This window comes from Ilumatobacter sp. (assembly GCF_039969435.1).
Classification (GTDB): Bacteria; Actinomycetota; Acidimicrobiia; order Acidimicrobiales; family Ilumatobacteraceae; genus Ilumatobacter_A.
Window position 1 is genome coordinate 174,999 of the sequence record NZ_JBDVNU010000017.1, and the last position, 15,538, is coordinate 190,536.

Sequence of the window (15,538 nt, forward strand, 5' to 3'; positions counted from 1 at the left end):
CGGATGGCCTCGGCCTACGTGCGCTCGGGGAGCGGGGCGCTGTAGTCGCTGCCGGAGTCCAGACCGAACGCCGTGTGCAAGGCTCGCGCCGCGAGCTCCATCTGATTCGCGGGAATGATGATCGACACGCGGATCGTCGAGGTGGAGATCATCTGGATGTTCACGCCGTTGTCGGCCAGGACGCGGAACATCTTGGCGGCGATGCCGGGCGACGACTTCATGCCGGCACCGACGAGCGACACCTTGGCGATGTCGTCGTCGTGGGTCACCTTCGTGGCACCGATCTCCTCGGCGACGCGCTGGACGATCGACTCGGACTGCGCGAGGTCGGCCATCGGCATCGTGAAACTGATGTCGGTGGTGCCGTCGGTCGACGTGTTCTGCACGATCATGTCGACGTTCACGTTCGCCTCGGCGAGCGGCTCGAACAGCGCCGCCGACACACCCGGCTTGTCGGGGACGCCGAGCACGGTGACCTTGGCTTCGGTCATGTCGGTCACGACACCGGAGATGATGGGATCTTCCACGGAGGGCTCCTCGTTGCTGACCCACGTGCCCTGTTCCCACGTGAACGCGGAACGGACGTGGAGGGGGACGTCATGGTTTCTGGCGAATTCGACGGACCGCATGGCGAGCACCTTCGAGCCGGCGCCGGCCATCTCGAGCATCTCGTCGAAGTTCACCTTGGCGAGCTTGCGAGCGCGAGGCACGATGCGCGGGTCGGCGGTGAACACGCCCGTCACGTCGGTGTAGATCTCGCACGCATCGGCATTCATCGCACCCGCAAGGGCCGACGCCGTGAGGTCGGAGGCGCCCCGACCCATCGTGGTGATCTCCTTGTCGGTGCTCACCCCCTGGAAGCCGGCGATGACGGCGACGCGGCCCGCAGCGATCGACTCGCGGACGCGATCACCCTTGACCTCGATGATCTTCGCCTTGCGGTGCACGGTGTCGGTGATGATGCCCACCTGACTTCCGGTGAAGCTCACGGCGTCGACACCGCGATCGTGCAGCGCCATCGTCAGCAACGCAGCGGTCTGGCGCTCGCCCGTGGTGAGCAACATGTCCATCTCGCGGCCGGACTGGTTCTTGGAGACCTGGTCGGCGAGTGCGATCAGGTTGTCGGTGGCCCGGCCCATGGCCGACACGACGACGATCACGTCATCGCCGCGCCGCCGGGTGATGGCGACGTTGTCGGCAACGGCCTTGATGCGATCCGGGTCGGCAACCGAGGTGCCGCCGTACTTCTGAACGATCAGTGCCACGGGTACGGCAGGTTAGCGGTCGGCCGACGGTCGGGGGCGTGACGAGACGACGCCGATCATTTCCATAGCCATGGAAATCATTAGCTATGCTCAGTATTCGTGAACGCCGTCGCCGAAGTCCCCGAGATCGCCGACCTCTCGTCGGTCGACGACGTCAACCGGCTGCGGCTCGTGCTGCTGCGCACGGCACGGAACATCCGCACCCATTCTCTCGGCGACGTCACGCAATCGCAGGTCGCCGTGCTCGCGACGCTGTGGCGTCACGGCGACTCCACCATCGGACAGATCGCCGAGCACGAGCACGTCCAGCCTCCGTCCGCGAGTCGGATCGTGTCGAACCTCGAGGTGCAGGGGCTCGTCGTGCGCCGCCCCGATGGAGTCGATCGTCGCCGTGTGCTGATCGGTTTGAGCCCGTCGGGCGAGGAGTACCTCGCCGGGGTGCGGCGCGCCGGCACGAGTTGGCTCGGGTCGCGTCTGGCCCGACTCGCCGACGACGATCTGGCCCGACTGGGTGCAGCACTGCCCGTGCTCGAACGGTTGCTCGAGGTCGAGTCGTGAACGCACGGGTGTCGGCGGCCGGGAAGCGCACGTTCGCAGCGATGCGCTTCCGGAACTACCGGCTCTACTTCTTCAGCCAGATCATCTCCTTTTCGGGCACGTGGATGTCGATGCTCGCCCAGTCGTGGCTCGTGCTCGAACTCACGGGCAGCGGCACCGCTCTCGGCACCGTCGTCGCGATGCAGTTCCTTCCGACCATGTTGCTCGCCCCCGTCGGTGGCGTGATCGCCGACCGTTTCGACAAGCGGCGGCTGATCACCATCACCCAGACCGCCGCAGGGCTGCTCGCTCTGCTGCTCGGCGTGCTCACCGTCACCGACACGATCGAACTGTGGATGCTCTACGTGATCGCAGCGATGTTCGGCGGGGTCACGGCACTCGACAACCCGAGCCGCCAGACCTTCGTGATGGAGATGGTCGGGCCCGACGACGTGTCCAACGCGGTGACGTTGAACAGCGTGGTCGTCAACGGTGCACGCGTGATCGGCCCGGCGGTCGGAGGTGTGCTGATCGCGACCGTGGGGATCGGCCCCTGCTTCCTGATCAACGCGGCCAGCTTCGTCGCCGTGCTCGCGGCTCTGCGGATGATGTCGGCCGACGAACTCCACCCGACCGAGCGGACCAAGCGCGGCAAGGGGCAACTCCGTGAAGGCCTGCGTTATGCGTGGGCGGTTCCACACCTGCGCACGACGTTGATCATGCTCGTGCTGATCGGCACGATCACCTACGAGTTCACGGTCACGCTGCCGCTGCTGTCGGAGTTCACCTTCGGCGCCGGTTCGTCGGGGCTCGCCGCGATGACCGCGCTGATGGGTGCCGGGGCGGTGGTCGGAGGGCTCGTCGTGGCCGCAGCCGGCAACCCGTCGCCGCGCCGCCTCGTCATCGTCGCCGGCGCCTTCGGTGTGGTGACCGGCGCCCTCGCACTGATGCCGACGCTGTGGGCGGCGCTGGTCCTGATGCCGCTGCTCGGAGCGTGCAGCGTCGCAGTGATCGCGCTGTCGAACGCCACGCTCCAACTCAACTCGGCCCCGATGTTCCGGGGCCGGGTGATGGCGCTGTTCTCGGTCGCTCTGCTCGGCTCGACGCCCATCGGCGGACCGATCGTCGGGTTCGTGGGCGAGCACATCAGCCCTCGTGCGGCCCTCGGCATGGGCGGAGTGGCGTCGATCGGCGCCGCGATGTTCGGGTGGTACGCGTTCGGTCGCAGCGGCCACATGGCTCGGGCGCCGAAGATCCAGATCGCGGCAGAGCCGGAGCTCACACAGCCCGTGATCTCCGCGTCCGCAGGCAACTGAGGCGATCGCAACGGTGTGGACGGAACGAGCTCCAGGGGAATGACGGTCACACGACGTCGGACGATGGCATGGCTCGCGTCGTGCGTGTTCGTGGTCGTGTCCGCGTGCGGATCGAGTGGCGGGTCATCGGATGCAACGATCACCTCGGACTCGACCGCAGCGCCTGAACCTTCGGCCACCCTGGACCTCTCCGCAGTCCAGGTCGTGGCCGCGTTGGGGTACCCACGTGACCTGTTCGACCGTGGGCGGCTGAACCTGCGCATCGATCGGCCCGACGACACCGCCTTCGTGATCCTCGACAAGCAGCTCGTGGCCGATCACTTCACGCCCGCACCGGTCGAGGCACGACGCACCCTGATCCCTCCCGGCGGCCGGACCGTCGCGCTCCAGACCCTGTTCGGAGAGGTCGAGGACTGCGACAGCCCCGATCCGGTGACGGCGGACCTCGTGGTCACGTTCCTCCACGGCGACGACCCGACGCCGAGGACCGCCGCGATCCCGGTCGGCGCAACCTCGACGCTGGACGACATCCGGGCCCGGAAGTGCACCGTGCGGCAGGTGGTCGCGGAGAACGAGATCACCCTCGCGAACCCGGTCGTCGACGGTGAGACGATGACGGTCGACCTCGTGATCGCCCGCCGATCGGGGACGAGCCGTCTGGGCTTCGACTCGATCAAAGGCACGGTGCTCTTCGGAGTCGCGACCGCCTTCGAGCCCGGGTCGCCCGAGCGCACCCTCGATCCCGACGAGGTGGACGCGGTGATCCCCCTCCTCGTCGACGTGAACCGGTGCGACTCCCACGCTGTTGCCGAGACCACCCGCAAGTTCGGGATCGACCTCGCCGTGTCCGTCGACGGATCGGAGTCACAGCTGGTGCCCGTGTCGATCGATGACATCGAGGCGGACCTCGAGGCGATGCTCGATCGCTGCAGGGCGCGCACCGGTCAGTAGGGCACCCGACCCGGTCGTCGGGCGCGGTCGGACCTATGCGCCCTTGACGACGTGTTCGACGACCTCGAACGACATCAGGTCAGCGCCTTGCGCGACCGGCTTGCGGGCCTGTTCGCCGTCGGCATCGGTGTTGCCGTCGGCCTGGCCGGTGCCGTGACCCTTGGAGAAGTCCTGGCTGTTCATCCACGCCTGGAAGTTCTCCTCCGACGCCCAGCGGGTGTACACGAAGTACCGGCTCTCGCCCTCGACCGGGCGCAGCAACTGGAAGTCCTCGAAACCCTCGAAGGACTCGACCATCTTCGCTCGGCCGGCGAACCGACCTTCGAGCTGCGGGCCCATGCCCTCGGGGATCGTGATGGCATTGATCTTGACGACGCTCATCGGGCCAGTCTGCCCCGTCGGCTCGATCTCCATGCCGCGGAGGCGGACCACGCGTTGGATGGTCGGCGCCCGGACGCTCCCCGGACGGTCAGACGAGCGTCCAGGTGCCGCAGTCGGGATGGGTGCCGAATCCGACATCGGTCGCTTCGATGGTGACGGTGATCTCCCCGGCTTCGCCGCTGACGATGAGTTCGTCGTCGATCCTGGAGCGGACCGAGCCGTCGAACGTCGACACCCGCTCCCAGAAACAGCCCTCGACCGCCAGCGTCCGGTACGTCCCGGCCACGATGTGATCACCGACCACGTGCAGGCCCGGCACGATCGTCGTCGCCTGTCGCGTCGACGGCACGTACGCGGTCATGTCGCCGCACGACGTGTTGAACTCGAAACCGGCGTCGGTCGCGAGGATGTCGACGACGGCACGCCCGCCACTGCGGAAGTCGTTGGCGATGACCTCGTCCTGCGTCCCGCCGAGACTGCTCTGGCGTTCCCAGAAGCAGCCCCTCCGGGCATCCTCCATCACGTAACGGCCAGCGGGAAGGTCCGTACCGACTGCGTAGTCGTCGGGTGGGTAGACGCCGGTCGTCGGCGGCCCCGGAGGTGTCGGAGCGCCGTCGGGAGGACACGCGGCGCCGGACGTGGGTGGCGGCGTGCCGGTGAAGTAGCCGGCCACGTCGACGACGAGATGCGTCGAGCCCGATGTGAACATGCAGATGTCGCCGTCGGTCCCGAGTCGGGCCACGACGAGGTTGGCGACGTTCTGGGCGGGGACGTGGTTGACGTTGGAGGCATCGGGTCGTTCGACGCCACGCGGGTGAACGGTGACGAAGCCGGGGTCCACGCTCGCCACGGAGGTCACGTTCAATGCGACCGCCGTGGCGTCGGCCGGGATGTCGGCTCGTGATGCGGTGGGAACCGTCAGCGTCCCGCCTGCCGGGCGGATCCCGATCGATGCGCCGATGCCGTCACGGGTGCGGCCGTCCGGACGGCTGTCGACCAGCCGAGTCGGCGTCAGCGGTGTGAACGTCGCTGCGTCGAGCGACCCGGCGACGTCGACGATCACCTCCGTGCGTGTCGAGGCGAAGATGCACAGGGTCCCGCTCGGGCTGAGCTGGGCGGCGACGACGTTGGCCGTCGCCCGTCCCGGCGAGTAGTTGAGGTTGGAGGCGACCGGCTGTGTGCCGCACGCCCACACGGTCACGTACCCGATGCCGGAGGGGTCGGCTGCCGCGACGCTCACCACTGCCGCCGAGGCGTCGGCGGGGACGCCGGCTCGCCCGGCGACCCGCAGCTGATACGTGGCGCTGGGGCTGAGCGACCCCACCGCTTGGTCGGAGCCGTCGACGGTCTGCCCGAACGGGCGGGTGTCGAGGAGGCGGCGTGGCTCGGGGAGTGAGGTGAAGCCGTCGGCCGGGAGCGTGCCGGTGACGTCGATCAGCACGTCGGTCGTGGCCGAGGAGAACACGCAGACGCCACCCTGGGCATCGAGCCCGACGACGACGGCGTTGGCCATGTTCTGGTCGGCGACGTAGTTGACGTTCGAGGCGTTCGGAACCTCGCCGCAGGGATACAGCGTGAGGTAGCCGATGCCACCGGGGCGCACCGCCGTGACGTTGAGCACGGCGTTGCGGGCTTGCGACGGCACACCGACTCGGCCGGCGATCTGGATCCGGCGGAACTCGCGCGGCGTGAAATCGCCTTCCTGCGCGTTCGTCCCGTCCGCGGTCACGCCACCCGGTCGCGTGTCGAGCACTCGCTGTGGGGCGGGGAGGGAATCGAAGGGTGCAGCGGTGACCGGAGGCGCCTGGCCGACCAGCACCCCGCCGAGCAGGGTGAACAGGACGACGATTCTCCACGCCGGCATTCTTCGGGCAAGTCGTGGCATGGTGGGAGACTATTCTGTGCGTCCGATCGGTGGAGTGCACCGGCCGGGGACAACCCGTTCAGGCGATGAGATCGGCGAGCGTCGTGAGCCCTCGGTGGACGTCGACGAACCGGGTGGTCAGCGGCGACAACCCGAAGCGCAACACGTCGGGGTCGCGCTTGTCGACGATGACTCGCTCCGAGGCGAGCCTGCGCTGCAACTCGGTCGCATCGTCGTGGTGGATCGAGACGTGGCCGCCGCTCGATGCGGGCGTTCGCAGGGTCGAGCAGGTGAGGCCGAGTTCGCCGGCGACGTCGAGCGCGAAGTCCGACAGTCGTGCGGCCTTGCCTGCGATGGCGTCGATGCCGACGTCGGCCGCCAGGGAGATCCCGGCGACGGCGGCGGTGAGTCCGAGGATCCCGGGCGTGCCGTTGAGCATCCGCCCGACCCCGTCCCGTGGATCGAATGCGCGGTCCATCGCGAACTGGTCGCGTTGGGCGAACCATCCCCAGATCGGTTGCACCACGTCGTCCTGGACCGACCGTCGCACGTAGGTGAACGCAGGCGCACCCGGACCACCGTTGAGGAACTTGTAGGTGCAGCCTGCAGCGAGTTCCACGCCGGCGCCCTCCAGGTCGACCGCCACGACACCGGCAGCGTGGGAGAGGTCCCACACCGTGATGGCGCCTGCGTCGTTCGCCCGTCGGGTCTCCTCGACGATCGCGGCGAGCCGGGCGGTCCGGTAGTCGACGAGCGAGCGCACGACGACGTCGACACCCTGGAGGTCGTCGAGTCCGTGACGGACCACCACGACCGGCACGTCACCGGGTGAACGCAGGACGCTGATGCCGTCGATCACGTAGCGGTCGGTCGGGAACTCGGTGGCTTCGACCGCCACCACGATCGGCCGCCCGACGTCACCGTCGCGCGTGCGGTGCAGGTCGATCGCCACGTTCACCAGTTGGAACAGGCAGACGGTCGTCGAGTCGTGGACGGCGATCTCGCCGGGGAGGGCGCCGATCAGAGGCGCCAGCGTGTCACCGGCTCGCAGCGGCAGGTCCAACCATCCGTGCTCCCACCAGGACGCGATGAGGTCGCCGGCCCACTGCTGCTCGACCACGTGTCGGAGGGCATCGACGGCCCGTTTCGGCGTGCGCCCGAGCGAGTTGCCGTCGAGGTAGGCGAGGTGGTCGTCGGGGATCACGAACTCGTCACGCCAGTGAGCGAGGGGGTCGGTGGCGTCGCAGGCCTCGGCGTCGGCGCGGGTGATCATCGCGACATCATCGTCGGTGCGGTCCGTCACCGCTCGATCATGGACACGAAGCTCGCGTGGCGGACGTGGCCGTCGTTGGTGAACTCGGCGATCTCGATCACGGCGACCCGTTCGGGTCGGACCCAGGTCGCACTGCGGGCGACCTGGCGCGGTGGGTCGCTCGTGAACGGGTGCGTGTCGGTCGTGATCCGGGTGAGGGCGGCGGTGAGTGACTCGAGGGTCGCCAGGTCGAAGCCGGTACCGACCCCGCCGGCGAAACGGAGCCCGGCCCCGTCGGGGACACCGACGAGCAGTGCGCCGAGGGTGCCCGACCGCCGGCCCGCTCCTTCGGTGAACCCGCCGATCACCACCTCGGTGCGGATCCGGTTCTTCACCTTGACCCAGTCCTTCGAGCGCGCCCCCGGCCGATACGTCGAATCCGTGCGCTTGGCGATCAGGCCTTCGAGGCCCTGTTCGCGCGTCGCCGCGAGCAACTCCGCACCCTCGCCGATGCGGTACGCCGGCACGTCCCAGTGCGAACCGGGTTCGAGGAGACCGGCCAGCAGGGACCGGCGCTGCAGATAGTCGGCCGAGGTCACGTCGGTTCCGTCGACCTGGAGCACGTCGAACACGTGGAACATCGCCGGGTGCCGTGCCGGATCACGCCTCTGGACGAGGTCGAAGCTGGGTCGACCGTCTTCCCCGATCACCAGCATCTCACCGTCGAGGATCGCCGATCCGGCGTTGATCGCCGTACCGATCGCACGAACCTCGGGCCATCTGGCGGTCGCGTCCCCGCCCGCCGTCGCCTGCAACCGGACCTCGCCGTCCACGACGTGAGCGAGGGTCCGGTGCCCGTCCCACTTGATCTCGTGGGCCCACCCGTCGCCGTCGGGAAGCGTGCCGAGCGTCGCCTTCATCGGTGCGACGGGGAACGTCAACGCCATCTCTGCGGACCTTCCGGTGAGCCCGTCGGGCCGGTCGATCCACCGGTCGATTCCTGTTGCGCGATCTTGGTCGCGGTGCCGATGATCTGACGACGGCACCAGACGGCGCCGATCCCGCGGTCGATCTCGTCGAACTCGACGGTGTCGAACGGTCCCGACCGCAGGAGCGCACCGGAGTCCTGGTCGATGCGGCACCCGTTGAACAGCCACTCGTGCGGACGCTTCATCACGCGCTGGGCGCGGCGGGTGCCCGTCCCGTGGTCGGCGCGGACGTGTTCCAGGAAGAAGTAGGTCCCGCCCGGCGCGAGGATGCGGTGAGCTTCGGCGACGACGGCGGCGGGGTCGTCCACCCCGCACAGGAGCAAGGTCCCGACCACCCCGTCGGCAGCACCGTCGTCGACGTCGATCGCCTCCCCGCGCAGGCTACGGATCTCCAGGTCGACGCCGTGCTCGTCCGCCGTTGCCCGGAGACGATCGTGCATGTGCGGGTTGGGTTCGATGGCGACGACGCGGACGCCGGGGGCGTAGTAGCGCATGTTCGCACCGGTACCCGGGCCGATCTCCACGACGGTCCCGCGCATCGCTCCGATGATCTCGGTCTTGCGATCGCCGAGCGCTGCATGACTGTCCGCTGCACCCGCATCGAGCAGTCTCCGCTCGAGTCGACTCCGCCACTTCTGCTTCTCCAGGTCCGGCACGCACACGACCTTATGCAGCGCGACCTGACGCAGCCCGACCTCGGACAGACCCACCTCGGACAGAACGACGGTGCGTCGACGCCTACGTCGGGATCCGGCTCGACACCACCTTCGCCTCGGCCAGGTCGGCGATCCGTTCGTCGTCGTAGCCGAGGACGTCGCGCAGTACCTCGGCGTTGTCCTCCCCCCGGAAGCGTGGGGTGCCGGTGACGCCGACGTCGGGGCCGTCGGAGAATCGCCACGGTGCGTTCGGGATGCGGATGGTGCCCCCCGATCGATCGTCGACGTCGACGATCGCCCGGCGTTGCTCGGCCCAGTCGGTCGCCGCGAGTTCGCCGGGCTCGCGGACCCGCCCGACGGCGAGGCCGTGAGCGGCGAACGTGGCCTCGAAGGTGTCGGGGTCGGGCACGCCGAGTGCGTACTCGACGAGGATCGCCTTCAGCTCGTCCAGGTGCGCCAGTCGGGCGGCGACGGTCGAGAAACGAGGGTCGTCGGCGAGGTCGGTGCGTGACATCGCCGCGAGGAAGAGGTCGAACGTGCCGCGCTCGGCGGGGTGTCCGCTGACGATCAGTGACTCTCCGTTGGCGACGGTCAGCACCGGGTAGTCACCCGGCCGGAAACTGCGGATCCAGTTCGGGTCGACCTCGCCGTCCCAGAGCGCGTCGTGGAGGTGTTCGTTGACGTACAGCATCGTCTCGGCCATGGACACGTCGATGGTCTGGCCGCGTCCGGTCCGCTCGCGTTGGAAGAGGGCGGCGTTGATCGCGGCACACGCCTCGATCCCGGCGTAGACGTCGGCGTGGCTGTGGCGGTCCTTGGCGAGTCCGCCGTGAGCGGTGGCGTCACCGTCGGGGAACCGGGCGTTCGACTGCGAGGCGATCAGCCCGGCTTCGGCTTCGACCACGGGCGCGTACGCCCGCCGCTTGACCCACGGCCCGTCCTGTCCGTATCCCGAGATGGAGGCGACCACGATGCGCGGGTTGCGGGCCAGCAGCACCTCGCCGCCGAGCCCCAGTCGTGCCATGACACCCGGCCGGTAGTTCTCCAGCAGCACGTCGGCGCGCTCCACCAGGTCGAGCATGATCGCCACGCCGTCGGGGTGCGAGAGGTCGATGCTGAGGTTGCGTTTTCCGGTGTTCTGCTGGGCGAAGTAGGACGCGACCCCGTTGCGGCGCGGTGCCGAGAAACGCGTCAGGTCTCCAGCGGGCGGTTCGACCTTGATCACGTCGGCGCCGAGGTCGGACAGCATCCGCCCGCAGTGCGGGCCCGAGAGCACCCGGGTGAGGTCGAGCACCAGGATCCCGCTCAGTGGTGCACGTCGGTCATGGGTCGCGTTCGTCGGGGGATCGTCGAGGGGGTTCACGCACCCATCGTCGCAAACCGGACGCCGTCGCGGCGAAGCACGTCGAACGAGTGCCCGTGCAGGGATGACGCCTCCGCCGAGGGCGGCGATCCGGGTCGTCGACACGGGCCGTCGTTCGACACACTCACGGGATGGCACGCCTCGATGATCACGTCGCCCTCGTCACCGGAGGCGGGTCCGGGATCGGGCTCGAATGCGCCGATGCGCTCGCGGCCGACGGGGCCTCGGTGGTGCTGGCCGGGCGCGACGTGGGTCGCCTCGAGGCTGCAGCGACCGACCTGCGAACGCGCCGTGCCCACGCCACGATCGAGACCGTCGCGTGCGACGTGACCGACGAGTCCTCGGTCGCCGCAGCGGTGGCGGTCGCTTCCGGGATGGGTGCCCTGAAGATCGTCGTGGTCAACGCCGGCTTCGGGTCCGCGTCGCCGTTCCACCGGACCACGCTCGACGACTGGAACGCGGTGCTGGCGACGAATCTCACCGGCGCGTTCCTGACGATGCGCGAAGCGGCGGCACCGATGGTGGCGGCCGGTGGCGGATCGATGGTCGCCGTGTCCTCGATCGCCGCCGTCGAGACCCACCGGTTCATGACGCCCTACACGGTGTCGAAGGCGGGGCTCGAGATGTTGGTCAGGCAGGTCGCCGACGAGCTCGGCCCGTCGGGTGTGCGTGCGAATGCCGTGCGACCCGGGCTGGTCCCCACCGACGCCACCGCCGGCATGATGTCGATTCCCGCGATCGTCGACGACTACCGGGCCCAGATGCCGCTCGGCCGTGAAGGGACCACCGGCGACGTCGCGAGCCTCGTCCGGTTCCTCGCCGGTCCCGAGAGTTCGTGGATCACCGGCACCTGCATCAGCGTCGACGGCGGCCATCACCTCCGCCGCGGTCCGAACATCGACCCGATCATGGACATGCTCCACCCCGGCGACACCGCCCCCATCCAGGGGTGACGGGGGCCAGGGGTGATGGGGGGCCAGGGGTGACGGGGGCGACACGCGAGATGTCGGAACGCTCGGTACCGTGATGTTTTCGCTGGCCGTTCTGGTCGGTGGGCGCTGTTCGGGATCTCTGCTCCGGCCGTAGCGCTGTACGTGAAGCAGAACCGAAAGAAGTCCCCCCATGAGCACCCTCACCGAGGACGCCCCGGTGTCCTCCGACGCCCCCTCCACCGTCTCCTTCGCCGATCTCGGCCTCCCCGAGGCGATCGTCGACGCACTCGAAGCGCGTGGCATGACGGCACCGTTCGCCATCCAGGCTGCGGTCATCCCCGATGCGCTCGACGGACGCGACGTCGCCGGTCGCGCCCCGACCGGGTCCGGCAAGACCCTCGGCTTCGGACTCCCGATCGTGGCCGGCCTCACGAAGGCCAAGCCGAAGCGCCCCGTGGCACTCGTGCTGGCCCCCACCCGAGAGCTGGCCGAGCAGATCATGGCCGAGCTCACGCCGTTCACGAAGGCGATGCGCTTCTACGCCACGTCGATCTACGGCGGCGTCGGGTACGGCAATCAGAAGAACGCCCTCAACAAGGGCACCGAGCTCGTCGTGGCGTGCCCCGGCCGGCTCGAGGACCTGATGCAGATGGGTGCGATCGACCTGCGTGACGTCACCCAGGTCGTCATCGACGAGGCCGACCAGATGGCCGACATGGGCTTCCTGCCCGCCGTTCGCCGCATCGTCGGACAGACCTCGCCCGACCGACAGGTGATGCTGTTCTCGGCCACGCTCGACGGCCCCGTCGCCAAGCTGATCAAGGACTTCCAGCACGATCCGGTGCGTCACGAGGTCGGCCCCAAGGGACCCGACATCCACGCCGCCCACCACGTCTTCTGGCAGATGGACCGCGCCGACCGCAACGACAACACGGCCGGTGTGATCGAGAGCTGCGGGTCGACGATCGTGTTCACCCGTACCCGTCACGGCGCCGACCGCCTCTCGAAGCAACTCCTCAAGCTCGGTGTGTCGGCGCAGCCGATCCACGGTGGTCGCAGCCAGAACCAGCGCGACCGGGCGCTGGATGCCTTCAAGCAGGGCAAGGCCAGCGCACTGATCGCCACCGACGTCGCCGCTCGCGGCATCCACGTCAACGGCGTCAACGCCGTCATCCACTACGACCCGCCGGCAGACGGCGCCACCTACCACCACCGCTCGGGTCGCACCGCCCGAGCCGGAGCGTCCGGCATCGTCGTGTCCTTCGTCGAGCGCAACATGCACAAAGAGGTCAAGAAGCTGCAGAAGGAAGTCGGCATCCAGGTCGACGTGACCGACCCCGACCTCGACGACCTCGAAGTCACGTTGCTCCTCCTCGAGACCGAGGCCGCAGCCAGGGGCGACGTTGTGGAGACCCCGGTCCGCTCGACGCGAACCGACTCGGCCGACGACCGCCCCGCTCCTCGCGAGCGCAAGAGTGAGAACCGCCGCCGAGATTCGGCCGACCACGATGGGCCCGAAGCGCCTCAGCGCAAGCAGCAGCCCGAGAGCAACGCGCCCATCCCGACGGGTCACGAAGTGGGCACGGTCAAGTTCTTCAACGCCAGCCGCGGGTACGGATTCATCGTGCGCGATTCGGGGCGCGACGAACTGTTCGTCCACTTCTCGAGCATCGAGAGCGAGGGCTTCAAGACCCTCGACGAGAACGCACGCGTGTCCTACGCGGTCGGCCAGGGCAAGAAGGGCCCCGAAGCCACCCACGTCCGAGTCCGCTGACCTCGTCCCGGTGACGTCCATCCCGGATGGGCGTCACCGCCGGTGAGTGTGTTCCGACCGGCCGAGTCCTCAGCGCCCGAGGCGCGGGAGCAGCGGCCGCTGGCGGGCGTGTCGGAACACCTCGGAGAACCGGGCCTTGGCGTCGTCGGTGGCCACGAGCAGGAGTTCGCAGTCCGCCGGGAGCGGCACGTGAGGATCCGGATTCGAGTGGATTCCGTTGCCCGAGTCGACCGCGACCACGTTGCAGTTCGTCCGCCGGCTGACGTGCGACTCGGCGAGCGTCTGTCCGACGAGCTCGCGGGGGATCGGTGAGCGGAACACGTGCCGTCCGTGCGCGACGAGCAGCGTCTCGTCGCCTCGGAAGTGATTCCAGATCGCCGTCGATCCAGTCGCCGCGTACGACAGCACCGAGTCGGCTCCCGCCCGACAGAGGGTCGACACGTTGCGGTCGAGTCGGGATCTCGACACGATCCGGACATCGGGACGCAGCCCCGGCAGTAGCGGGTGAGGTAGACGTTGACGTTGTCGTCGCGGGTGGTGATCGACACGGCGTCGGCGTGGTCGATGTCGGCCCCGGTGAGCACGTCTCGGTCTGCGGCGTCGCCGATCACGTAGCGGACGCCGTCACGTTTCCGTTCGGCGGGTTGTTCGACGATGGCGTACTCGACGCCCTCACCGGAGAGTGCGGTGCCGATCGCTCGGCCCACTCGTCCGCCTCCGATGATGACGGCCGTCGGCGCGGTCGGCGAATCGACTGCGTGTCGGTCGTCGAAGTGCGCGAGCTGCTCGGCGGTACCGGCGAGCAGGAGCAACGATGATCGCGCAGCCCCGTGCCGGCGGATGCGATCTCGAATCCGCCACGATCCCACACGCCGATCACATGGCTGTCGCCACTGAGCCCGAGCGCACGTGCGGCCATGGCGGCACCGAGGATCTCGCCGAGATGCACGACGCTGTCGGCACCGGCGATCTCCAGGATGTCGACCGATGCCGGACTGTTGGGGGTGGCGACGATCGACACGTCGGGCGCGATCTCGCGCACCGTGAACGCGATGTTGGTCAGCCTGACCCGCCAGTCGGCGCGGGCGGTCAGCCGAGGCCGCACTCCTCGAAGTTGTTGACGAGTGGTGTGAGGCCGGCGGCTTCGGCGCGGGCACGGAACTCGGCCAGGCCGGGCTGTGCGGCCATCCAGTCGAGGCGGGCCTGCTGTCCGTCGGAGTACGTCTCGAGGTCGAACACGTAGGCGCTGAACGCCTCGGCGAAGTCCTCCTCCGGTGAGCTGCCCGCATACGGCCCGAAGAAGCCGGCGTCCACATCGCACCGCAGCTGACCGGTGTCGGCGGTGATCTCCTCGTTCGGATCGATCTCGTCGATCAGGCCGTCGCCCCAGAACTCCTGGATCCACGCATACATCAGGGAGTCGTCGAGGTAGCAGCCGTCGCCCGGAGAGTAGGTCGTGCAGTTGTCGATCGCCTCGATCGTTCGGTCGATCTGGGTGGACAGTGCGGTGAACACGTGGCTGAACTCGTGGGCGATCGTCAGTTGGGCCTCGTTGAGATCGGCCTCGTAGCTGTCGAGGTTGACCGACATCTGGAACTGGGTGCCGTCGTCGTCCAGGATGTTCACGAAGGCGAGCGTCACGTCGTCGCCCTCCTCGGCACTCTCGAAAGCCGCGAACACGCCGAGGTCGCCGAGTTGGCCCTCGGGGGTGATGGTCGCGAGCACGTTCCACGCGTCGAGCAGTCGGTCGTCGCTCTCGCCGAGGCACACGTCACCGAGCACGCCGTCCACGACGTAGTGGATGGTGGTGAACGTGTAGATGCCCTCACCGTCCTCGCTCACCGCCTGGCAGTCGATGTCGTCGCGACTCCCGCCGGTCGGTACGGGGACGTCCGGCACGTCGTCGATCGGCTCCTCGTCCACCGTGCCGTCGTCGAGAGGCGCTTCCTCGGGCGCATCGCCGACGCCGTCCTCGATGACGGAGTCCACGGGTGCGTCGCCGAAGTCGTCCTCGATGACCGAGTCCTCGGGGAACTCCTCGTCGACGAACTCCTCGTCGTCGACGAACTCCTCGTCGGTGACGCCTTCCTCGTCGGAGACGTCCGTGCCGTCCTCCGACCCCGCGGCACACGCACCGAGGATGAGGGTGAATGCTGTCAGTGCTGCCGCACCACGCCGCCCGTGCCGTTGCTTCATGTCCGTCCTTGTCGCCGTCGCCGACGACGTCGTCGGCTGGAGGGACACTACGCGATCAGCAA

General features: G+C 68.7%; 14 protein-coding genes and 1 pseudogene. 5 read left to right on the forward strand and 10 right to left on the reverse strand.

Annotated features, from left to right (window positions below):
* Positions 1 to 14: 14 nt before the first annotated feature.
* A complete protein-coding gene (locus ABJK40_RS09765) occupies positions 15 to 1,265 on the reverse strand; it encodes an aspartate kinase (RefSeq protein ID WP_348479013.1) in 1,251 nt (416 codons plus the stop codon).
* A 99-nt stretch (positions 1,266 to 1,364) separates the two neighbouring features.
* Between ABJK40_RS09765 and ABJK40_RS09770 the strand changes: the two genes are divergently transcribed.
* From ABJK40_RS09770 to ABJK40_RS09780, 3 genes are all read left to right on the forward strand, one after another.
* On the forward strand, positions 1,365 to 1,823 hold the full coding sequence (locus tag ABJK40_RS09770) for a MarR family transcriptional regulator (RefSeq protein WP_348479014.1): 459 nt from the start codon (positions 1,365 to 1,367) through the stop codon (positions 1,821 to 1,823).
* Positions 1,820 to 3,118 carry an MFS transporter gene (locus ABJK40_RS09775; protein WP_348479015.1) on the forward strand — a complete coding sequence of 433 codons (1,299 nt, stop codon included), beginning with the start codon at positions 1,820 to 1,822 and terminating at the stop codon, positions 3,116 to 3,118. Before ABJK40_RS09770 ends, ABJK40_RS09775 begins: the two co-directional genes overlap by 4 nt.
* 63 nt (positions 3,119 to 3,181) lie before the next feature.
* Positions 3,182 to 4,069: a hypothetical protein gene (locus tag ABJK40_RS09780; RefSeq protein WP_348479016.1), complete on the forward strand. Its 888-nt coding sequence runs from the start codon at positions 3,182 to 3,184 to the stop codon at positions 4,067 to 4,069.
* Positions 4,070 to 4,102: 33 nt separating this feature from the next.
* Here the strand turns inward: ABJK40_RS09780 and ABJK40_RS09785 are convergent, their stop codons facing one another.
* From ABJK40_RS09785 to ABJK40_RS09810, 6 genes are all read right to left on the reverse strand, one after another.
* Positions 4,103 to 4,450 (reverse strand): antibiotic biosynthesis monooxygenase, encoded by a 348-nt coding sequence (locus ABJK40_RS09785; RefSeq protein ID WP_348479017.1) that lies wholly within the window; start codon positions 4,448 to 4,450, stop codon positions 4,103 to 4,105.
* An 88-nt stretch (positions 4,451 to 4,538) separates the two neighbouring features.
* Positions 4,539 to 6,335: a hypothetical protein gene (locus ABJK40_RS09790; protein ID WP_348479018.1), complete on the reverse strand. Its 1,797-nt coding sequence runs from the start codon at positions 6,333 to 6,335 to the stop codon at positions 4,539 to 4,541.
* A 58-nt stretch (positions 6,336 to 6,393) separates the two neighbouring features.
* On the reverse strand, positions 6,394 to 7,617 hold the full coding sequence (locus ABJK40_RS09795; RefSeq protein WP_348479019.1) for a kynureninase: 1,224 nt from the start codon (positions 7,615 to 7,617) through the stop codon (positions 6,394 to 6,396).
* A complete protein-coding gene (gene ligD / locus ABJK40_RS09800) occupies positions 7,614 to 8,513 on the reverse strand; it encodes a non-homologous end-joining DNA ligase (protein WP_348479020.1) in 900 nt (299 codons plus the stop codon). Before ligD ends, ABJK40_RS09795 begins: the two co-directional genes overlap by 4 nt.
* On the reverse strand, positions 8,504 to 9,211 hold the full coding sequence (locus ABJK40_RS09805; RefSeq protein ID WP_348479021.1) for a class I SAM-dependent methyltransferase: 708 nt from the start codon (positions 9,209 to 9,211) through the stop codon (positions 8,504 to 8,506). Before ABJK40_RS09805 ends, ligD begins: the two co-directional genes overlap by 10 nt.
* Before the next feature lie 82 nt (positions 9,212 to 9,293).
* Complete coding sequence (locus ABJK40_RS09810) at positions 9,294 to 10,574, reverse strand: CoA transferase (RefSeq protein WP_348479022.1); 1,281 nt, start codon at positions 10,572 to 10,574, stop codon at positions 9,294 to 9,296.
* Between the two features lie 131 nt (positions 10,575 to 10,705).
* Between ABJK40_RS09810 and ABJK40_RS09815 the strand changes: the two genes are divergently transcribed.
* A complete protein-coding gene (locus ABJK40_RS09815) occupies positions 10,706 to 11,527 on the forward strand; it encodes an SDR family oxidoreductase (protein WP_348479023.1) in 822 nt (273 codons plus the stop codon).
* Between the two features lie 169 nt (positions 11,528 to 11,696).
* Positions 11,697 to 13,280, forward strand: a complete 1,584-nt coding sequence (locus ABJK40_RS09820) for a DEAD/DEAH box helicase (protein WP_348479024.1) — start codon at positions 11,697 to 11,699, stop codon at positions 13,278 to 13,280.
* Positions 13,281 to 13,349: 69 nt separating this feature from the next.
* On the opposite strand, the gene ABJK40_RS09825 is transcribed toward ABJK40_RS09820, so the two are convergent.
* From ABJK40_RS09825 to ABJK40_RS09835, 3 genes and pseudogenes are all read right to left on the reverse strand, one after another.
* Entirely contained in the window at positions 13,350 to 13,748 is a 399-nt protein-coding gene (locus ABJK40_RS09825) for a TrkA C-terminal domain-containing protein (protein WP_348479025.1), read from the reverse strand.
* 80 nt (positions 13,749 to 13,828) lie between these two features.
* Positions 13,829 to 14,437, reverse strand: a pseudogene (locus tag ABJK40_RS09830) (NAD-binding protein); the annotation flags it as partial.
* Positions 14,370 to 15,476: a putative zinc-binding metallopeptidase gene (locus tag ABJK40_RS09835; RefSeq protein ID WP_348479026.1), complete on the reverse strand. Its 1,107-nt coding sequence runs from the start codon at positions 15,474 to 15,476 to the stop codon at positions 14,370 to 14,372. The pseudogene ABJK40_RS09830 and the gene ABJK40_RS09835, both read right to left, overlap by 68 nt.
* Between the last annotated feature and the right edge of the window lie 62 nt (positions 15,477 to 15,538).